We start from the raw sequence: 17,985 nt of genomic DNA, 5'->3' as shown, positions 1-17,985 counted from the left end.
GGCCCGCGTGGGCCCGCCGGCGGCCTGCCTTCCACTCGGTGGCCGGCGGTTCACGCCCGGCGGACGGCTTCCGACGGGCCCGCGCCGGGGCCGGGCGGCAGATGGACGGTCATGATCAAAGTGCAGGTTTCGGTGCCCGAGCCACGGTAGGTGTGCGAGGCGTCGCCGTTGAACGTGGCGGTCTGCCCGGCTTCGACGGTGTGCTCGGTGCCGTCGACGACCAGGGTCATCCGGCCGGAGATGACGCTGACGGTCTCCACGACTCCGGCGTGGTGGGGCTGGCTGGGGTACTCCTCGCCCGGTTCCAGTCTCCAGCGCCAGACCTCGACCGGGGCCGGCCCTGAGGTCGTCAGCATGAGCCGGGCCTCGCTGCCCCGCTCGCCCGTCCACAGTGGTGCCACGGCCTCGGCGGTCACGACGCGGACGCGACCTTCGGACGGCCCCTGCATCAGGGCGGACACCGAGATGCCGAGGGTGTCGGCCAGCCGGACCAGGGTGGCCAGGTTGGGGTTGCCCTGGGCCTTCTCCAGCGCGACCAGAGCTCCCTTGCTGACCTGGGCGCGCCGGCTGAGCTCCTCCAGGGACAGGCCCGCGCGGGTGCGCGCCGCCCTGACGTTGTGCGCGACCGTCCGCAGGGCTGCGGCCGTCTCGGCCATCTGATCACCATCCTCGCAATGGACCATTTCGATGCACCGTGCGGTCGTTCGATTGGCACATACCGGTCGATTGATTGTACTCTGTGGTCGTTCCATTGATGGTGAGGTCTGTTGTGTTCGCTCTCCTGCTCGCCCTGGGCAGCTCACTCGCATACGGATGCGCCGACTTCCTCGGCGGCCTGGGCGCCCGCAAGGCTCATGTGCTGCGCACCGTGATGATCGCCGCCCCGGCCAGCCTCGTGGTCGAGCTGCTGCTGTGGCCGGCCCTCGGCGCCTCGTTCAGCCCTGCGGCCCTCGGCTGGGGCGCCGCCTCGGGGGTCGCCTCGGCCGCCGCGTTCGCCCTGCTCTACCGCACTCTGGCGATCGGTCCGATGAACGTGCTGTCGCCGGTGACCGCGCTGGTGTCGGCCGTGCTGCCCGTCGGCGTGGGCCTGCTCCAGGGCGAGCACCTGTCCGCCACCGGACTGGTGGGCCTGCCGCTCGCACTGGCGGCGGTGGTTCTGGTCAGCGCCGGTCACGGCGCGGGCTCGACGCGCCCCTCACGGACTGCGCTGCTGCTGGCGTTCGGCGCGGGCGCCGCCATCGCCCTTCAGCTCGTCTTTCTGCACCAGGCGCCGCCGGACAGCGGGGTGGCTCCGCTGATCGTGGGCCGGGCGGTCGCCTCGGCTGTCACCCTGACCGCGGCCGGGCTGATGCACCGCAGGCTGGGCTCCGAGCGGCCCGCGTACGCGATGTCAGCGACCGCGGGCGTACTGGACTCCGTGGCGAACCTGCTGTTCCTGCTCGCCGCCCGCAGCGGGGACCTCGCCGTCGTCGCCGTGATCGTCGCCCTCTACCCGGCCGGCACGGTCCTGCTCGCCCGCGGCGTGCTCGCCGAACGCATCGGCCGCGGCCAGCTTGCCGGCCTGGGCGCCGCCGCCGTCGCCGTCACCCTCCTCGCCCTGACCTGAACCACCCGCGGCCGGCTCCTGAGCACCGGGGACACCTCTACCCCCAAGGTCACAGGCGTCGGCCGGCGGTGAGGACGGCCGACCAGTGGCGGGTGAGCGTTCCGTCCGAGCGTGCGGCGAGGCGGCGGCGCATCTCCTGGATCTCAGCGAAGAAGAGGTCGAAGCCTGCCGGAAAGGCGTGGTCGGCGTTCCATACGGCCAGGTGGCCGCCCCGGGCGAGAAGGGCGGCCGCTTTCGCGTACTTGGCCTTCGGGTCCACCCATTTCCACGCCGTGGCCGCGTAGAGGAGATCGAAGTGGGCCCCGGCCGGCGGTTCCCAGTCTTCGAACGACGACGTGATCACGGAGACGCCGGCGAATCCAGCGAGCCGGTGCCGTGCCTCCGCCGCCAGGGCGTCGCCGAGTTCGACCGCGGTGATCCGGAAGCCCATCCGTGCCAGGGGCAGCGTGGCCTTCCCCGGACCGCATCCGACTTCGAGCAGGTGCGCGGCCGGCGCGACCCCCGTGACTGCCAGGAGGTCGGAGTACAGCACCGCCGGGTAGTCGGGGCGCGCGTCCTGATAGAAGGCAGCCGCTTGGTCGAAGATGGCTCGCAACCGAAGATCGCGGGACATGCGCCAAGCCTGGCAGCGTTCTCGCCTTCGCGAGTAAGAAAATCTGCATCCGTCGCTGTAGACATCCGCGTTGGGTGGGGGTAGAGTTTCTGACATCGCAAGGGACGGATCCACGAGGGCAGCGCAGTACGAGCACGACGACGAACTGCCCGGACGAACGTGGACTGCAAGCTGGAAGTGAGAAGTAGGCAGAAGGTCGGACTGCCGCGGCCAGTGCGGTTGCAGGAAGGGCCGGGGCGGTGGACGCGCTGCCATTGCTCGAAGTCGGCACAGCTGTCGAGGTGTCGACGTACGAATAAAAACGGAAAGGAGTGTTGAACGCCATCAGGATCGCCCGTCGCCGGCCGCAAGGCGCCGCACGGGTACCGCAGCTCCACGAACAGGACGGTGGTCTACGGTCACGCTTACGCGATCCCCGCGTCCCGCCCCTACGGGCAGGCAGATGCGGAGCAAGTGAACCGGCCTCAAAGCCGGTGGATGGTGTTAAACCTCATTCGGGCCCCGGCGCAGCATGGCGCCGGGGCCCCTGTCCGCGTTCGGGAAGGTTGAATGGAGCGAACCCACCAGGCATTGGCCACCACCTTCAGGCGAGACCGGCCCCGCCAGAGCGACGAGCCGGTCGGCGCCTCAGGTGACAGTCCCGAGCTCCGGCTCGACGACGAGGACTACCCTGCCTACAGCATGGGCCGGGCCGCCGAGATTCTCGGTGTCACCCCGGCGTTCCTGCGCAGTCTCGGCGCCGCCAAGCTGATCGAGCCGCTGCGCTCGGAGGGCGGCCATCGCCGCTTCTCCCGCTACCAGCTGCGCCTGGCCGCCCGCGCCCGCGAACTCGTCGATGCCGGCACCGCCCTGGAGGCGGCCTGCCGCATCATCATCTTGGAAGATCAGCTCGCCGAGGCCCTGCGCATCAACGAAGAACTCCGCCAACACCACACAGCGTCCAACTGACCACACCAGGCGCGGGCCGCTCGGCCGGCGCCCACGACACCCCGGCCAACGCCTGCGACAGCGCGCGACGACGAACTCTCACCGTTGCTCGCTGTCCCGCCGTGCTCCTTCACCGGCCGAGGCGTCGCGCCAGGAGGTCGCGGCCGTGCTCATGACGCCTGTGCTGCCCGAGTCGCCACAGCGCGCCAGCCGAAGGCGACGGCCCCGGTCAGGAGCACCACCCCGGACAACACGCCGCTGACGAACGACACCCAGGCGACGGCGTCCGTCGACGCCAGTACCAGGCCCACGGCGCCGAGCAAGGTGAGAACCACGCCGGGTACGGCGATGCTCCAGTCCTTCCAGATCGGCGCCAACGCGATGAAATGCACCCCCACCACCAAGGCCACCCACCCCACGTTGGCCTGCTCAGGTCGTCCCAGGGCGGCCAGCATCCGGAGCCCGCCGAAGAGCAGGATCGCCTCGGCGGCGACGACGATCAGGTAGCCGCGGCTGAACATGTTCCGCTGCCGTCCCGCGGTGGACGGCTCTCTCCGGGCGGAGACGAACCACATGCCGATGACGCTCGCGGCCGCCAGGCAGGCGGCTGCCCGCAGCAGGTTGACGGTCACGGTGTTCAGCGGACTCTGCGCGTTCACGATGACGAAGACCGCGCCGAAGACCGCGCCGACCAGTAATCCATTCATTCGTTGCATGACGTCATTGAAGTGCGCCCCGGATTGCGCCCGCATGGGGGCTGGGGCGAGAACGTGGTCGGCTTGGCCCTACCTCACCGTGCCGCGCAGGTAAGCGAGCACCGCCAGCACCCGCCGGTTGTCGTCAGGGGTCTCGGGCAGCTCGAGCTTGGCGAACACGCTGGCCACGTGCTTGCCGACGGCCGCCTCCGTGATCGAGAGGGCGCGCGCGACGGCGCTGTTGGAGCGCCCCTCCGCGATCAGAGCGAGCACCTCCCGCTCGCGGGCACTCAGCCGGTGCGTGGGTTCGTCGACCTCCCTGGCCCTGTCCCAGGTCCGCTCGAACAGGTCGATGAGGGCGGTGAGGAGACTCTGCTGCCTGATCACCAGAGTGCCCGGCGCGTACGCGAAGGGCGTCATCCGCAGGAACGCCACGGCGCGGTCGAAGATGAGCACCTGCTGAATCGGCTCGTCGACGATCCGGTGCAGGTCACCGGAGGCATGCAACTGCCTGATCCGGGCTGCCTTGCGCGGGTCGTCCATCACGCTCATGTGGATGATCGTGCGCATCCTCATGCCACGCTCCAGCGCGTCGAGTACCGCGCGCCTGCTCTTGTGCTCGTCAGAGCCCTTGTCCATCGCGCCCCAAGGGTGCATGGCCCGCAGCTCGCCGGCCGCCGGGACCACCTCCGCGATCCGCTGCCGGACGAGCGCATCGTCATCGACCCGCTCGACGTCGACGGGAATCCCTCGTAGCTCGCCCACCACCCCTTCCAGGCGATTCATGAGCTGGTTCAACGACCCGCTGTCGTCCACATGCCTCCCTCATGTCCTCTCGCTCACCGCCAACATTCTGACCGATGCACTGCTACGGGCGCGGGCGTGGTGGCGAGACCGGCCGGCAGGTTTCAGGCGCCGGCGCCGCCGTCCACCGGCACGATCGCGCCGGTCACCATCGATGCCCGGTCGCTGAGCAGCCACGCCGCCACCTCGGCGACTTCGCGGGGCTCGGCCATCCGTCCGAGCGGGATCGATCCCTTCACGTGCTCGAGGATGCCGGGGGTCGCCGCCTCCCACGCGTCGATCATCTCCGTGGCGGTGCCGCCGGGGGTGATGCCGTTGACCCGGATGCCCTCACGAGCCCAGCTCACCGCGGCGGTCTCGGTGATGCTGTTGAGCGCACGCTTCATGGCGCCGTATGCGGGGAGGGCGGGGTTCGCGCGGCGGCTGCCGATGCTCGAGGTGTTGACGATCGCCCCGCCACCGTTCCGTCGCATGAGTGCGGCCTCGGCGGTCATGGCGGTCCAGTGCGCCCGGAAGTTCACCGCGAACTGCTCGTCGATGTCCTCGTCGCTCGTGGTGTCCAGCGGGCCGGGGTGCTGGATCACCGCGCCGTTGTTGAACGCGCCGTCGAGCCGTCCGTGCAACTCCTCGACGCGTTCGACCGCCGCGCGGATGCTCGCACGGTCGGCCAGGTCCAGGGTGACGGCGTCGGCGGCGCCGCCCTCGGCGCGGATCTCGGTGACGATCAGCTGCAGGGCGTCGGTGCTACGGGCGGCGAGCACGACGGCGGCACCCTCGCGGGCGAAGAGCCGGGCCGCGGCCGCCCCGATGCCGCGGCTGGCGCCGGTGATGAACACCACCTTGCCGGTGAGCAGGCCGATGGGTGCGATGTCGATGTTGTTCGTCATGACGACAGTGTCGGGTCGGCCACCGGACCGGATGCAGGCACAGGCAGTACCAGGATCTGTCGCCGCACAGCGTGCACACTTGAGATATGGACAAACAGGAACTCGGGGCGTTCCTCCGCAGCCGTCGCGAGCGGCTCCGGCCGCAGGACGTAGGCCTGCCCGCGGGCCCGCGACGCCGGACCCCGGGTCTCCGCCGTGAGGAGGTGGCGGTCCTCGCGCACATCTCCACGGAGTACTACGTCCGGCTCGAACAGGGCAGGGCGCCGCGACCGTCGGGCGAGGTCCTCGCCGGGATCGCCGGCGCGCTGCGGCTCACGGACGCCGAGTCCGACCACCTCCACGTCCTCGCCGGTACGGCGCCGAGCCGCACCGGGCTGCATCGGCGCGACGTCCGCCCGAGCATCCTCGCGCTCCTCGAACGGCTGCCGCAGACGGCCGCCATCGTCACGTCGGCCACGTTCGAGGTGCTCGCGTGGAACGACCTCGCCGCCGCGCTCATGGAGGACTTCGCCGAGCTCGCGCCCAAGGACCGCAATCTCGCGCGCCGGGCATTCCTCACTTCGGCGCGCGGCGAGGCGACGCCGTACGGCATCTCCGACGCCGCGGAGTTCCGGCACCACGTCGTCATGGAGCTCCGGTCCACCCTCGCCCGGTACCAGTCCGACCCCGCGGTGACCGAACTCGTCGACGAGCTCCGCGACGCCAGCCCCGACTTCGCCCGCCTCTGGGAGCGGCACGACGTGCACGCCGCGCCGACGCTCACGAAGACGTTCCGTCACCCGGTCGTCGGGGAGATCACCGTCGACTGCGACTCGCTCACGCTCACCGACCGCGACCAGCGCCTCGTTCTCTACAGCGCACCGCCAGGATCCCCTGGCGCCGACGCCCTGGCTCTCCTGCCTGTCCTTGGAAGCGAGTACATCAAGGCGAGCAGGTCACTCTGACGGAGCCATGGTGCGGATTCCCGGTCAAGCTGCCCCGTTCCAACGGATGGAGGGTTGTGGTCGTGCGGGAACGCGGGCGTCGGCGTGATCGGGCACACCACGGCGTCGAACTCGGCGAACAGCCGGCTGCGCGCCATGGTGTTCAGCCACCGAACTGGTGGGGTCGGTCCCTCCTTCGTGGCGTCTTCTGATTTTTTCCGGTGGTGGTGTCGGATGGCGTCGAGCTCGTTCGTAGCCAAGGTGAGAGACCGGCAACGGCCGGTCGCCACACAAGGGAGGCCCACGATGTCAGTCCCCACCACCGTCACCACCACCGCTCCCGCGAAGCCGCTGATCATCGGCGGCCTGGCCGCCGCGGCCGTCGCCGCCGCGGCGACCGCGGCCCTCGCCGCGGCGGGTGACTTCGCCGGGATCAGCCTCGCTGTCGGCGGCGTGCCGATCCCGGTCTCCGGGTTCGCCCTGCTGACCGTCATCTTCTCCGTGGTGGGCCTGGTGCTGGCCCTGGTGCTGGCCCGCTCGGCCCGCCGCCCGCGCGCGGCGTTCGTCCGCATCACGATCGTGCTCGCCGCGTTGTCACTGGTACCCGATGTGCTCGCGGACGCGTCCGCGGCCACGAAGGCGCTGCTGATGCTGACGCACGTGGTCGCCGCCGCGATCGTGATCCCGGCCGTCGCCCGCCGCCTGTCCGCCTGATCCCCTTCGAGTAGTTCGCCGTGAAGCAGTACCCAGCGGCACGACCACGATGACCGACGGACCCGAACAAACCGTCCTGCGGACGCGACGGACGCGCCCGGGGCGGAAGACCGGAGATGGGATGACAAGGAGCGTGCACACCGTGGACCAGGAGAACGTGAGCGCCACACTGACCGTCGCCGTGCCCGCCGCGAAGGTGTTCGCGGTGCTGGCGGACCCGACGACCCATGCGGCGATCGATGGCACCGGCTGGGTTCAGGAAGCCGCCGACCGGGCGCCGCTGACCGAGGTGGGGCAGATCTTCCGGATGGACATGCACTACGCCAAGCACCCGGCCGGTGACTACAGGACGGCCAACCAGGTCGTGGTGCTCGACCCGCCGCGCGCCATCGGCTGGCTCACCGGGTACGAGAAGGACGACGGTCAGCTGGAGCTCGGCGGCTGGATCTGGCGTTACGACCTTACGCCGCTCGGTCCGTCCGAGACTGAGGTCACCCTCACCTACGACTGGTCGGCGGTGCCGCAGTTCCGCCGGGAGTACATCCGGTTCCCCCCGTTCGGCCCCGAGCATCTGGCCAACTCGCTGCACCACCTCGCCGAGCTCGTCTCCGGCAGGTGATGTCGTCGACCAGACGACCATCCTTTCGCCGTGGTTCGCAGTCCGTGTCCACACCCGATCGACCGCGTTCGAGGAGAGCAGCATGACCGCTACCTACACCTTCGACGTCTTCACCAGCCTCGACGGCTTCGGCGCCCACAGCGGCGACTGGGGCGGCTACTGGGGCAAGCAAGGCCCCGAGCTGCTCGACCACCGCCTCGCCTTGTACGACAAGGAGCAGCGGATGGTCTTCGGGGCCAACACGTATCGGGCACACGCGCAGATGCTGGCCTCGAGCACCGAGGAGTCCGAGGCCCGTGACCCATGGGTCACCCGGATGAGGAACCTGCCGGCGACGGTGGTGTCGACCACGCTGCGAGGACCGCTCGACTGGCCGGACGCGACCGTCGTGAGCGGCGACGCCGTCGACATCGTCGCCCGGCTCAAGGAGGAGTCCGAGGTGCCGTTGCGCTCGCACGGCAGCCTGTCGCTGAACCGGGCGCTGATGGCCGCCGGTCTGGTGGACCGTGTCCAGGTGACGCTCTTCCCCGTGATCACCGGTCGGACCGGAGTGGACCCGATCTTCCAGGGTGGGGCCGACTTCGACCTCGAGCTGATCGAGAGCCGGACGCTCGACGGCCACACCCAGGAGCTGACGTACCGGCCCACCCTGCACGTCTGATTCCGTCCATGCGCGGGTGTCCTGGACCGACGTTCAGACCTTGAGGGGACCGCTCAACCCCGGAGTTTCGCGTTGAGTCGGGCGGCCTGCCGGGTGAGGTGGTCGCGTTCGGGGAGGTTCGGCGCTGATCGGGCGGCTTCGGCGTAGAGCCGTGCCGCGGTCACCAGGTCACCATCGCGCTCGTGCAGGTACGCCGCGGCCGCGGTGTGGCGGGGCAGGGACGGGTCGAGTTCCGCCAGGGCGGCCAGGCCGGCCCGCGGGCCGTCGGCCTCACCGACCGCGACGGCTCGGTTGAGGCGGGCCACCGGGTTGCCGGTGAGGCGGACCAGCTCGTCGTACCACTCGACGATCTGCACCCAGTCGGTCTCCTCGGCCGCGCGGGCGTCCGCGTGCAGCGCGGCGATGGCGGCCTGGGCCTGGAACTCGCCCAGCCGGTCGCGGGCGAGGGCGGCCTGCAGCACGTCCACGCCCTCGGCGATCAGGCGGGTGTCCCACAGGCTGCGGTCCTGCTCGGCGAGAGCGACGAGCCTCCCGTCGGGAGCCGTGCGTGCCGGCCGCCGCGCGTGGTGGAGCAGCATGAGCGCGAGCAGCCCCGCCACTTCCTCGTGCCCGGTTCTGGCCGCGAGCTGGCGGGTGAGCCGGATCGCCTCGGCGGCGAGATCGACGTCGCCGGAGTATCCCTCGTTGAAGACGAGGTAGAGAACGCGCAGCACCGTGGCCACGTCACCGGGCTGGTTGAACCGGATGGAGGAGACGGTCCGCTTGGCCCGGCTGATGCGCTGGGCCATGGTCGCCTCCGGCACGAGGTAGGCCTGCGCGATCTGACGCGTGGTCAGGCCGCCGACCGCGCGCAGCGTCAGGGCGACGGCCGAGGCCGGGGTCAGGGACGGGTGCGCGCACAGGAAGTACAGCTGGAGCGTGTCGTCCGCCATCTCGCCCTGGCCGGGCACGGGCTCGGCCTCGACGAAGACCTCGCGGTGCCGCCGGGAGGTGTCGGCGCGGGCCGCGTCGAGGAACTTGCGCCACGCCACGGTGACCATCCAGCCCTTGGGGTCGCGCGGCGGGTCGTCCCGCCACACGCGTACGGCCTCGATCAGGGCGTCCTGCACGGCGTCCTCGGCCGCCGCGAAGCCGGCTCCGCGACGGACGAGGACGCTGATCACCGTGGGGGTGAGCGTCCGCAGCAGGGACTCGTCCACCGTTCGTCACTCCGTGATGGTCGGGGGCTCGGACAGGAACGGACGCACCTCGAGCCACTCGTGGATCGGCCGGCCACCCGCGCCCGGGGCCGCGGACAGCTCGGCGGCCAGTTCGAGCGCCCGCTCGTAGCTCTCGACGTCGATCATCATCCAGCCGGCGATCAGGTCCTTGGTCTCCGCGAACGGGCCGTCGGTGACCGGCGGACGCCCCTCACCGTCGTAGCGGACGAACGTGCCCTCCGGGGAGAGCGCCTGGCTGTCCACGAACTCGCCGGTGCTCTCGAGCCGGGCGGCGAAGTCCCGCATGTACTGCACGTGGGCCGTGACCTCCTCCGGCGTCCACTGGTCCATCGGCACGTCGTTGACCGCTGCCGGCGCGCCCCGGTAGTGCTTGAGGAGCAGGTACTTGGCCATCGTGTTCTCCCTTGAGCGGTACGGCCATTGTGGCCGGTGTTCAGTGCGGGGACGGAGTCGCGCGCGGGTTCTCGACATCCCGCCGTGAATCTTTTTCCGGCGGCTGTGTGCGCGGGTCCCGCTCAGGCGCTCCGGCGTTCTTCGCGCGCCCGGACGAGCTCCTCGACCGCGCTCGGCAGGGTCGTCTCGAAGTCGATCAGCTTGGCCCACGTCGGGGTGACCACGATCCGCACCATGCCGTCGTAGAGCGAGCGCACCTCCGCCTCCCACTCGACCCGCTGCTCGGGCGTCATCTGGTAGCTGCCGTTCATCTGGAGGTACTCGTCCGGGATGCCGTCGACGACGTCCAGCTCGGCCCGGCCGCGGATCAGCAGGATCTTGGGCGGGTGCTCCTCGGTGTCGATCGTCAGGGCGACCGCCGGGTTCGCGCGCAGGGCCGGGAGCTTCGGGGCGTTCTTCGTCGTGCACATGACGATCTCCGAGCCGTTCCAGGTGAACGCGATCGGGACGTTGCGGGGGGTGCCGTCCTTGGCGATGTAGGCGAGGCGGGTCAGGTCGCGGGCGAGCAGCTCCTGGCTGATCGGCCGGTTCAGGATCTCGGCGATCTCGTGCGGGATCATGGTGGCTCTCCTCCGTCCGCGGCGGCCCGTAGTGGCCGCTGATGTCCCTGGGACGGAGCCAGGAGAGCATTCTCGACATCCTCAGCGTGCCGAATTTCCTGCCTGGTTCGTCTCCGGAAGGACGCCCAGGGCCTGGCGAATGCACATGGCGGTCACCCGGTACTAGGCGGGCGGCGCCGGGTCGTCGGTGGTGATGCGGGTGCCGATGTCCTCGCCCTCGCAGATCGCCCGCATGACGCCCCGCGCGGCGACGTCGAAGACGTGCATGCGCAGGCCCTGCTCGTTGGCGAGCACGAACGCGCTCTCGTCCATGACCCGCACCCCGGCGGCCAGCGCCTCCCGGTAGGTGAGGCTGGTGAAGCGTTCGGCGTCCGGGCTGAGGTTCGGGTCGCTGTCGTAGACGCCGTCCACACCTCGCTTGGCCACCAGCAGGGCGTCGGCGTCGAGTTCGAGGGCTCGCTGCACGGCGGGATAGTCGGTGGTGACGTACGGCTGGCCGATGCCGCCGGCGAGCAGCACGATCAGGTCGCGACGCAGGTGCCGGTCGGCGCGCAGCCGGATGAACGGCTCGGCCACGCTCTGCATGGGCACGGCCGTCATGACCCGGACGTCCGTCTCCGAGCGGGCGGTCAGCACGCCGCGCAGCATCAACGCGTTCATGACGGTGCCGAGCATGCCGATGTTGTCGGCCTCGGCCCTGCCGATGCCCCAGCCCTCGGCCATGCGGCCGCGGAAGTAGTTGCCGCCGCCGATCACCACGGCGATCTGCACGCCGAGGTCGTGGACCGAGAGGATCTCGTCGGCGAGCTGGGCCAGGCTCGCCGGGTCGGTGCCCCAGCCGGCCTCTCCCGAGAGTGCCTCGCCGCTGAGCTTGACCACGACACGTGAGTAACGCCGCATGCCCGCGATCCCTTCTGCGGTCGCGCGCTCGGCGACCCGATCAAGAGTACGCGCACACCGTCACACGGCCGGTACGCCGACCGCTTGGTCGCCGCTCGTCTCCCCCATGAGCTCGCACCCGAGCCTGCGGCAGAACCCCTCGGGCGCGCCGTCCGCGGGTGCACGGATGCCTCGGCCGGCGACTTCACCACCGACGTGACACAGGTCAGGCGTCATGTACGGACCCCGCGAGAAGGCGGGAGACGACCGTCTCGGCGGGCCTGCCGAGCACGGCCTCCAGATCGGGGGTCTGCCGCTCCAGCTCCCCCGCCCGGATCCGGCCGTTGATCCAGCTCATCGGGCCGGGGCCGGTGTCCGGCACCTCGCGGTAGGCGACGCCCAGGGCCTCGGCCACCTCGGGGTGGCTCCAGAGCGGACCGGTGAAGTCGTAGGCGCGGCCGAGGTGGGCCCGGCTCTCCAGCACGTTCGCGGCGGCCTCGGCCAGGTCGGAGCGGAACGCGGTGTTCAGACCGCGGCCGGCGGTGCTGCTCCTGAGCTCTCCGCCGGTGACCCGCGGCAGGAACGCGTCGCTGTAGAAGGGGTGGCGCAGGAACGTGTACGGCAGGCCGGTGGCGAGGATGGCCTGCTCCGTCGCGTGATAGGCCTCGGTGAGGCCGGTGGCTGCGGTGTCGGCGCCCAGGAAGCTGGTGAAGGCGATGGCGCCGACGCCGGCGTCCGCGGCGGCGGTCACGGCGGCCAGGTGCTGGGCGATCCTGCGGGGGGTGTCGAGCTCCGGGGAGGAGATCAGCAGCAGGCGCTCGACCCCCTCGAAGGCGGCGCGCAGGCTCGCCGGGTCGTCGTAGTCGCCGCGCCGTACCGGGACGCCCGCCGGGGCGCGTACGGGATCGCGGACCACCGCCACCACCTCCACCCGCGCGCGCAGACGGTCGATGACGAGGCGGCCGAGCGCGCCGGAGGCGGCCGAGACGGCGATCACTGTGAGCAGACTCCCTCGGGAAACGGTCGCTCCAGTGCACTCCCACCGGCGGCCCCGCCGCCACTCATTTTCCGCGCGCCGCCATCACCGCTCCAGCGCCAGCTTCACGCCCAGCCCGACGAAGATGCCGCCCGTGGCGACGTCGATGCGGCGGCGGGCGGCGCGGCGGTGGCGGAGCCAGCCGCCGATGCGGCCGGCGAGGACGCCGACCGCGCCGTCCACGAGGAACTCCAGCGCGATGAGAATGACCCCGAGAATCGCGAACTGCAGCCACACCTGGCCCAGGCCCGGGTTGATGAACTGCGGGAGGAAGGCGATGGTGAAGGTCACCATCTTCGGGTTCAGCAGGTTGGTCATCAGCCCGCTCAGGTACGCCCGCCGCCCCGTGATGCTGCCGCCGCCCACCGCCACATCCATGGGGCTGTCGTCGCGCTTGCGGATGGCCTGGACACCCAGGTGGATCAGGTACGCGGCGCCCGCGATGCGCACCACGGTGAACGCGACCGGCACCGCCTCGAACAGCGCCGCCAGGCCCGCGGCCGCCACGGCGACGTGGATGGCCTCGCTGGTCGCCACGCCCGCGGTGGCGAGCAGGCCGGCCCGCGGGCCGCCGCGCATCCCGCATCCCAGCACGAACAGCATGTCCGGCCCCGGTGTGATCATCGCGATGATCGTGGTGACGCTGAAGAGTGCGAGAAGGTGGGGGTCGATAGGCATAGTCGAATTCTCCCATGGTGTCGAAAAGTGCGACTGTTCGGAGGAAAAGGGCATGACATCTACCTGGGACGAGGCGTTCGCGCATCGATATGCGGAATGGTCGGGCCACATGGCGGCCGACATCGCCTTCTACGTCGCCCTCGCCAGGGAGGCGGACGGGCCGCTCGTCGAGCTGGCGATCGGGAACGGGCGGGTCGCCGTTCCCGTCGCGCGGGCGACCGGGCGGCGGGTCATCGGCGTCGACCTCTCACCCGCGATGCTCGAACAGGCCCGCGCGCACGCCGCCGAGCAGGGCGTCCGGCTCGACCTGCGCGAGGGCGACATGCGCGAGCTCACCCTGGAGGAGCCGGCGGCGCTGGTCTACTGCCCGTTCCGGTCGCTGCAGCACCTGCCCACCTGGGCCGACCGCCGCCGCGTCTTCGAGCGGGTGGCCGCGGCGCTGCGCCCGGGGGGCCGCTTCGCCTGGAACGCCCTCGCCTTCGACCACCACATCGCCGCCCGCTTCGACGGGACGCGGCAGTCGGAGCCGGTGCCGCACACGACTCGCTTCGCCGTGGGCGACAACCGGATCGATCTCGTGCTGGACGACGGGTCGACGAGCTCGTCCTGGTGGGCGACGAAGAACGAGTGGCTCGGGCTGATCGACGTGGCGGGGCTGGAGGTGGAGGCGCTGTACGGGGGGTTCGCCGGCGAGCCGTTCACCGAGGACAGCCGCGAGTACGTGTTCGTCACCCGCAGGCCCGCCCGGTAACGCCTTCACCGCGCATCGCGGAGAACGCCATCGGCCGTCCGGCTCGCATCGGACGGGCGTTGAGCGACCTGCAGGTCTTGCAGGCGTGGTGCCCGCCCGCCGACCGCTCCCCGGGCGCCTGCGACTGATCCCCGGTCCGGCCGGTCAGTTCGGATCCGGGACTCCATCCCGGGGAGCGACAGGCCGCGCCGGCAGGCAGCTCGTCGCCAGTTCGCGTCCGCGCGCGGTGACGTATGGTGCGACGAGCCGGTACGGCTCGTGCAGGATGTACGGCGGAGCAAGATCGTGCGGATAGGTCTCGGCCCGCTGCTGAGCGATCTCCAAAGCGCGACTGAACGGCTCGATGCCCTCGTAGGACCTGAGCAGTACGAGATCGACCGGCGTGAAGTAGACCTCAACCGCGTCGTTGGCCGCAGGCTGCACGATCACTCGCCCATCTCCTGGGAAGAACGCGGGTGCAGCGGCGATGGCGTAGAGGGCGAAAAGGATAAAGATCAATCTTAATCGCATGTGCGAAGAGTGTATGGGACAAAGTCCAGCTCTTTCGGCCCGCGACACGGGCCGGGTCGAGCGCCTGCCCCTCGCCCCCAGCTCAGACGAGGCGAGGCCTGGTTCTGATCTCGCGTGGTCCTTACCCGCACGAATTCGCCCTGTCCTGCGGGTGATGTGCGATTACGCTTTCGTTCGCTGTCATCGCTTGCCAATGATTTCCAGGGCCATGTGCCCTCAGGCTGCCCCCGCCGTGACGAATCCCTGGACAGACGCTACTGATTCGATGGGCGGGCTCGACCCCGACGGCTGTACCAGATCATCGATATCCCAGCCCGATGATCCGGAGTTCCGGGCCGGGGCCGTGCGGATCGTCAGAGACCGGCAAGCCTGTCGCGCATGTGCATGCTCACCTCTCTTGGTCGATGACGCTCGGCGACGCCACGGCGATGTGCGGGCGCCCGGTGATGGGGTGGGGGCCGACGTGGGCGCGGACGCCGAAGACCTCCTCGATGAAGGCGGGGGTCAGCACCTCCAGGGGCGGCCCGTGCCCGGCGACCCTGCCGTCGCGCAGGACGACGACCCGGTCGGCGTAGGCGGCGGCCTGGTCGAGGTCGTGCAGCGCGGCCAGCAGGGTCAGGCCGAGGGAGCGAATGAGGTCCAGCAGGAGGAGCTGCGACCCCACGTCCAGGTGGTTGGTGGGTTCGTCGAGCACCAGGAGCGGGGCCTCCTGCGCCAGCGCGCGGGCGAGCAGGACGCGTTGCCGCTCGCCGCCCGACAGGGTGGTCATCAGGCGATCGGCCGCGCCGTCCATGCCGACTCGTCGCAGCGCGGTGACGACCATGGCCCGGTCGGTGTCGTTGTCCCGTTCGAGCGGCCCTTTGCGGCTGTGGCGGCCGGTGGCGACCACCTCTGCGACAGACAGCCCCTCGGCGATCTGGCTGTGCTGCGGCAGCACGGCGCGGTGGAGCGCGGCCTGGCGGGGCCGCATCCGCCACAGGTCCTCCCCGTCGAGCCGCACCACGCCGCCGGACGGCCGCAGCGACCGGTAGACCGTCCGCAACAGCGTGGACTTGCCGCTGCCGTTCGGCCCGACCAGCGCGACGAACTCCCCCGGCCCGGCCGTCAGGTCGACGCCGTCGACGATGGGACGGGCGTCGATGTTGGCGCTGACGCCCTCGAGGTCAAGCCGCATCGGTGCCTCCACGCGCCCGGCGGCGCAACAGCCACAGGAAGAACGGCACACCGAGCCCGGTGGTGAAGATCCCCACCGGCAGCTCGTTGGGCCGGTCGGCGATCCGCGCCGCCAGGTCCACCAGCACCAGGAACAGCGCCCCCGCCAGGAGCGACACCGGCAGCACCCGGCGGTGGTCGGCGCCGACGAGGAACCTGATCATGTGCGGGATCATCAGCCCGATGAAGCCGATCCCCCCGACGACGCTGACCACGGTGGCCGTCAGCAGCGACCCGGCCACCAGCAGCCCGATGCGCAGGACGGCCACCGGCACCCCGATGGCGATGGCGGCCTCCTCGCCGGCCAGCAGGGCGTTGAGCGCGCGGGCCTGCAGCGACAGCCACGCCATGCAGGCGACGATGAGCAGGGCGGGCACGCCCAGGTCGCCCCAGGAGGCGCCGGCGACACTCCCCATGAGCCAGAACATCATGCCCTGCAGCTCCGTCGGGTTGAGCTGGAGCTGCACGAACGTGGTGGCCGCCGTGCACAGGTAGCCGACGGCGACCCCGGTCAGCACCAGCCACGAGTCCAGCAATCGTCCTGAGCGCTGGGCCAGCAGGTAGACCAGCAGCGCCGACAGCATCGCGGCGGCGAACGAGGCGCCGGTGACACCGAAGGCGCCGGCCATGGCCGTGCTGCCGACGACCGGGACCAGCACGGCTCCGAGCGACGCCGCCGAGGACACACCGAGGACGTAGGGGTCCGCGAGCGGGTTGCGCACCAGGGCCTGCAGGGCGACCCCGGCCACCGACAGCCCGGCTCCGGAGAGCGCGGCCAGCAGCGCCCGGGGGGTGCGGATGTCCCAGACGACCTGGCTGAGCAGCGGGTCGGCCTGCGCGCCCCGCCCGGTCAGGTGGTCCCGGACCACTCCCCAGACCTGGCCGAGGGGAAGGTTGACCGAGCCGACGGAGATGCCGACGACCAGCGCCGCGACGAGCCCGGCCATCAGGCCGGTCAGCAGCAGCCCGGTCGCGGGTCCGGAGATGAGGTGCGGGCGCCGGGACGGCAGGGCTCTGGTCTCCGGCGCGGCGGTAAGGGTGTCAGTCACCGGGGTGGACCACCTTGGAGATCTTCTCCACCGCCAAGGCGTTGAGTGGGCCGAGGTAGACGCCGTCGGAGACCAGTGTGTAGGTCCTGGCCTTGGACGCGGCCCAGTGCGGGTAGGCGGCCATCAGCTTGGCCGCCTCCTCCTCCTCCTTCTCCTGCGGCGTGAACAGGCCGACCACCAGCACGTCCACCTGCGCGGTGGCGAGCTGCTCCTTGTTGAGGGTGCGGGTGGCGTCGGCGGTCTGGCCGGCGAAGGCGTTGACGCCTCCCGCGGCCTTGATCACGTCGTCGTAGATGCCGCCGGTCATCACGGCGGGCAGCCCGTTGGCGTTCATCATGGACATGCCGGGATAGGCGATGAGGACCTTCTTGGCGGGCCGGCCCGCCACCCGGTCCCGTACGGCCTGCACGCGGGCGCGCAGCTTGCCGATCAGGTCGAACGCGCGCGGCTGGACGTCGAACACCCGGCCGAGCAGGCCGATGAACTCCAGCGAGGAGTTGATCGACTGGTTGCTGTAGGCGCGCTTCTCCTCCTCCGTCGCCTCGGGCTTGCCCATCGCGCAGTTGACCGGGTTGACCAGTGACGTGATGCCGGCCGCCGCGAGCTGCTCGCGGGTGGCGAAGCCCTGCTTGGCGTCGAACCCGCCGGACCAGGTGGACACCACGAGGTCGGGCTTGAGCTTGAGCACCTGCTCGGCGGGGACGTCGAAGTTCTTGTTCATGGTCAGGCCGCCGGTCGGCAGGGCCCTGATTTTTCCGATCATGGACGGGTCGTCGGAGACGCCGTAGCTCTGGGCGTTGGCCAGGATGTTCTTCTCCAGGCCGAGCAGGATGAAGCTCTCCACCTCGCCCACGCTGGTGCCGTTGAGGATCAGCACGCGCTGGGGCGGCTTGGCGAAGGTCACCCGCGTGCCGCAGTTGTCGAAGCTCAGGGGGTAGGTGGTCCGGCCGCCGGAAGCGGTGACGGTCTCCGCCGGCGCGGCGGAGACCACCTCGGGGGCGCCGCAACCGGCGGCGGTGAGGGCCACTAGCGCGGCCACGGCGGCGATGGAGGAACGACACAAATTCATGGGGTTCAGGGCTCTCCGTGGATCGAGTCTGGGCAGACGCATGCCACCGCCGTCCATGCCGGCGACCGGCGCGGCGGCGCCCGGCTCAGGGCCGGGGAACCCACAGATGGCGACAGGAG

22 protein-coding genes are annotated in these 17,985 nt (G+C 70.8%); 7 read left to right on the top strand and 15 right to left on the bottom strand.

All coding sequences use genetic code 11. The annotated features are described in order from the left end of the window. Positions 1–50: 50 nt before the first annotated feature. A complete protein-coding gene (locus tag ABZS51_RS08735) occupies positions 51–656 on the bottom strand; it encodes an XRE family transcriptional regulator (RefSeq protein ID WP_355437853.1) in 606 nt (201 codons plus the stop codon). 113 nt (positions 657–769) lie between these two features. Here ABZS51_RS08735 and ABZS51_RS08730 point away from each other — a divergent pair, with 113 nt between their 5' ends. After that, positions 770–1,606 (top strand): EamA family transporter, encoded by an 837-nt coding sequence (locus ABZS51_RS08730; RefSeq protein ID WP_355437851.1) that lies wholly within the window; start codon positions 770–772, stop codon positions 1,604–1,606. Between the two features lie 49 nt (positions 1,607–1,655). Here the strand turns inward: ABZS51_RS08730 and ABZS51_RS08725 are convergent, their stop codons facing one another. Further along, positions 1,656–2,219 carry a methyltransferase domain-containing protein gene (locus ABZS51_RS08725; protein WP_355437849.1) on the bottom strand — a complete coding sequence of 188 codons (564 nt, stop codon included), beginning with the start codon at positions 2,217–2,219 and terminating at the stop codon, positions 1,656–1,658. A 681-nt stretch (positions 2,220–2,900) separates the two neighbouring features. Between ABZS51_RS08725 and ABZS51_RS08720 the strand changes: the two genes are divergently transcribed. Beyond that, positions 2,901–3,167, top strand: a complete 267-nt coding sequence (locus ABZS51_RS08720) for a MerR family transcriptional regulator (protein ID WP_355437861.1) — start codon at positions 2,901–2,903, stop codon at positions 3,165–3,167. Between the two features lie 149 nt (positions 3,168–3,316). Here ABZS51_RS08720 and ABZS51_RS08715 read toward each other — a convergent pair whose 3' ends face one another. From ABZS51_RS08715 to ABZS51_RS08705, 3 genes are all read right to left on the bottom strand, one after another. Next, entirely contained in the window at positions 3,317–3,862 is a 546-nt protein-coding gene (locus tag ABZS51_RS08715; RefSeq protein ID WP_310707084.1) for a hypothetical protein, read from the bottom strand. 69 nt (positions 3,863–3,931) lie between these two features. Next, the gene (locus ABZS51_RS08710; protein WP_310707085.1) at positions 3,932–4,657 is read right to left on the bottom strand and encodes a LuxR C-terminal-related transcriptional regulator; all 726 of its coding nucleotides are present in this window, start codon (positions 4,655–4,657) and stop codon (positions 3,932–3,934) included. Between the two features lie 92 nt (positions 4,658–4,749). Continuing rightward, positions 4,750–5,532 carry an SDR family oxidoreductase gene (locus tag ABZS51_RS08705; protein WP_355437847.1) on the bottom strand — a complete coding sequence of 261 codons (783 nt, stop codon included), beginning with the start codon at positions 5,530–5,532 and terminating at the stop codon, positions 4,750–4,752. 86 nt (positions 5,533–5,618) lie between these two features. Between ABZS51_RS08705 and ABZS51_RS08700 the strand changes: the two genes are divergently transcribed. The 4 genes from ABZS51_RS08700 to ABZS51_RS08685 all read left to right on the top strand — a co-directional run bounded on the left by ABZS51_RS08700 (position 5,619) and on the right by ABZS51_RS08685 (position 8,449). Continuing rightward, positions 5,619–6,476: a helix-turn-helix transcriptional regulator gene (locus ABZS51_RS08700; RefSeq protein ID WP_355437845.1), complete on the top strand. Its 858-nt coding sequence runs from the start codon at positions 5,619–5,621 to the stop codon at positions 6,474–6,476. A gap of 285 nt (positions 6,477–6,761) precedes the next feature. After that, on the top strand, positions 6,762–7,169 hold the full coding sequence (locus ABZS51_RS08695) for a DUF6069 family protein (RefSeq protein ID WP_355437843.1): 408 nt from the start codon (positions 6,762–6,764) through the stop codon (positions 7,167–7,169). 121 nt (positions 7,170–7,290) lie between these two features. After that, positions 7,291–7,788, top strand: a complete 498-nt coding sequence (locus ABZS51_RS08690; RefSeq protein ID WP_355437841.1) for a hypothetical protein — start codon at positions 7,291–7,293, stop codon at positions 7,786–7,788. Between the two features lie 82 nt (positions 7,789–7,870). Further along, positions 7,871–8,449: a dihydrofolate reductase family protein gene (locus ABZS51_RS08685; RefSeq protein ID WP_355437839.1), complete on the top strand. Its 579-nt coding sequence runs from the start codon at positions 7,871–7,873 to the stop codon at positions 8,447–8,449. Positions 8,450–8,502: 53 nt separating this feature from the next. Here the strand turns inward: ABZS51_RS08685 and ABZS51_RS08680 are convergent, their stop codons facing one another. The 6 genes from ABZS51_RS08680 to ABZS51_RS08655 form a co-directional block, all read right to left on the bottom strand. Continuing rightward, positions 8,503–9,648, bottom strand: coding sequence for a DUF6596 domain-containing protein (locus ABZS51_RS08680; RefSeq protein ID WP_355437837.1), 1,146 nt, complete (start codon positions 9,646–9,648; stop codon positions 8,503–8,505). A 6-nt stretch (positions 9,649–9,654) separates the two neighbouring features. Next, on the bottom strand, positions 9,655–10,062 hold the full coding sequence (locus tag ABZS51_RS08675; protein WP_355437835.1) for a YciI family protein: 408 nt from the start codon (positions 10,060–10,062) through the stop codon (positions 9,655–9,657). Between the two features lie 122 nt (positions 10,063–10,184). After that, the gene (locus ABZS51_RS08670; protein WP_355437833.1) at positions 10,185–10,682 is read right to left on the bottom strand and encodes a pyridoxamine 5'-phosphate oxidase family protein; all 498 of its coding nucleotides are present in this window, start codon (positions 10,680–10,682) and stop codon (positions 10,185–10,187) included. 162 nt (positions 10,683–10,844) lie between these two features. Then, complete coding sequence (pyrH, locus tag ABZS51_RS08665; RefSeq protein ID WP_355437831.1) at positions 10,845–11,582, bottom strand: UMP kinase; 738 nt, start codon at positions 11,580–11,582, stop codon at positions 10,845–10,847. 205 nt (positions 11,583–11,787) lie between these two features. After that, positions 11,788–12,558: an NAD(P)H-binding protein gene (locus ABZS51_RS08660; RefSeq protein WP_355437829.1), complete on the bottom strand. Its 771-nt coding sequence runs from the start codon at positions 12,556–12,558 to the stop codon at positions 11,788–11,790. An 84-nt stretch (positions 12,559–12,642) separates the two neighbouring features. Further along, positions 12,643–13,275: a LysE family translocator gene (locus ABZS51_RS08655; RefSeq protein WP_310707096.1), complete on the bottom strand. Its 633-nt coding sequence runs from the start codon at positions 13,273–13,275 to the stop codon at positions 12,643–12,645. A gap of 52 nt (positions 13,276–13,327) precedes the next feature. Here ABZS51_RS08655 and ABZS51_RS08650 point away from each other — a divergent pair, with 52 nt between their 5' ends. Next, the gene (locus ABZS51_RS08650; RefSeq protein ID WP_355437827.1) at positions 13,328–14,026 is read left to right on the top strand and encodes a class I SAM-dependent methyltransferase; all 699 of its coding nucleotides are present in this window, start codon (positions 13,328–13,330) and stop codon (positions 14,024–14,026) included. Between the two features lie 144 nt (positions 14,027–14,170). Here ABZS51_RS08650 and ABZS51_RS08645 read toward each other — a convergent pair whose 3' ends face one another. The 4 genes from ABZS51_RS08645 to ABZS51_RS08630 form a co-directional block, all read right to left on the bottom strand. Beyond that, positions 14,171–14,536, bottom strand: a complete 366-nt coding sequence (locus ABZS51_RS08645) for a hypothetical protein (RefSeq protein WP_355437825.1) — start codon at positions 14,534–14,536, stop codon at positions 14,171–14,173. Positions 14,537–14,924: 388 nt separating this feature from the next. Beyond that, positions 14,925–15,710, bottom strand: a complete 786-nt coding sequence (locus ABZS51_RS08640) for an ABC transporter ATP-binding protein (RefSeq protein WP_355437823.1) — start codon at positions 15,708–15,710, stop codon at positions 14,925–14,927. Next, positions 15,700–16,797, bottom strand: coding sequence for an iron ABC transporter permease (locus ABZS51_RS08635; protein WP_355437821.1), 1,098 nt, complete (start codon positions 16,795–16,797; stop codon positions 15,700–15,702). The genes ABZS51_RS08640 and ABZS51_RS08635 overlap by 11 nt, the downstream gene beginning before the upstream one ends. Continuing rightward, the gene (locus ABZS51_RS08630; RefSeq protein WP_355437819.1) at positions 16,790–17,836 is read right to left on the bottom strand and encodes an ABC transporter substrate-binding protein; all 1,047 of its coding nucleotides are present in this window, start codon (positions 17,834–17,836) and stop codon (positions 16,790–16,792) included. Before ABZS51_RS08630 ends, ABZS51_RS08635 begins: the two co-directional genes overlap by 8 nt. Positions 17,837–17,985: the final 149 nt, after the last annotated feature.

The sequence above is a fragment of the Nonomuraea sp. NPDC005501 genome, assembly GCF_040605905.1.
In the GTDB taxonomy this organism is placed as follows: domain Bacteria; phylum Actinomycetota; class Actinomycetes; order Streptosporangiales; family Streptosporangiaceae; genus Nonomuraea.
The sequence above is the reverse complement of the archived record's forward strand: the minus strand, read 5'-3'. Positions and strand labels throughout refer to the sequence as shown.

Bases quoted from the DNA above. Each gene is read 5' to 3' on its own strand.
- ABZS51_RS08735 (WP_355437853.1), bottom strand. From the start codon at position 656: ATGGCCGAGACGGCCGCAGCCCTGCGGACGGTCGCGCACAACGTCAGG.
- ABZS51_RS08725 (WP_355437849.1), bottom strand. From the start codon at position 2,219: ATGTCCCGCGATCTTCGGTTGCGAGCCATCTTCGACCAAGCGGCTGCC.
- ABZS51_RS08720 (WP_355437861.1), top strand. From the start codon at position 2,901: ATGGGCCGGGCCGCCGAGATTCTCGGTGTCACCCCGGCGTTCCTGCGC.
- ABZS51_RS08715 (WP_310707084.1), bottom strand. From the start codon at position 3,862: ATGCAACGAATGAATGGATTACTGGTCGGCGCGGTCTTCGGCGCGGTC.
- ABZS51_RS08705 (WP_355437847.1), bottom strand. From the start codon at position 5,532: ATGACGAACAACATCGACATCGCACCCATCGGCCTGCTCACCGGCAAG.
- ABZS51_RS08700 (WP_355437845.1), top strand. From the start codon at position 5,619: ATGGACAAACAGGAACTCGGGGCGTTCCTCCGCAGCCGTCGCGAGCGG.
- ABZS51_RS08695 (WP_355437843.1), top strand. From the start codon at position 6,762: ATGTCAGTCCCCACCACCGTCACCACCACCGCTCCCGCGAAGCCGCTG.
- ABZS51_RS08690 (WP_355437841.1), top strand. From the start codon at position 7,291: ATGACAAGGAGCGTGCACACCGTGGACCAGGAGAACGTGAGCGCCACA.
- ABZS51_RS08685 (WP_355437839.1), top strand. From the start codon at position 7,871: ATGACCGCTACCTACACCTTCGACGTCTTCACCAGCCTCGACGGCTTC.
- ABZS51_RS08675 (WP_355437835.1), bottom strand. From the start codon at position 10,062: ATGGCCAAGTACCTGCTCCTCAAGCACTACCGGGGCGCGCCGGCAGCG.
- ABZS51_RS08670 (WP_355437833.1), bottom strand. From the start codon at position 10,682: ATGATCCCGCACGAGATCGCCGAGATCCTGAACCGGCCGATCAGCCAG.
- pyrH (WP_355437831.1), bottom strand. From the start codon at position 11,582: ATGCGGCGTTACTCACGTGTCGTGGTCAAGCTCAGCGGCGAGGCACTC.
- ABZS51_RS08655 (WP_310707096.1), bottom strand. From the start codon at position 13,275: ATGCCTATCGACCCCCACCTTCTCGCACTCTTCAGCGTCACCACGATC.
- ABZS51_RS08650 (WP_355437827.1), top strand. From the start codon at position 13,328: ATGACATCTACCTGGGACGAGGCGTTCGCGCATCGATATGCGGAATGG.
- ABZS51_RS08645 (WP_355437825.1), bottom strand. From the start codon at position 14,536: ATGCGATTAAGATTGATCTTTATCCTTTTCGCCCTCTACGCCATCGCC.
- ABZS51_RS08640 (WP_355437823.1), bottom strand. From the start codon at position 15,710: ATGCGGCTTGACCTCGAGGGCGTCAGCGCCAACATCGACGCCCGTCCC.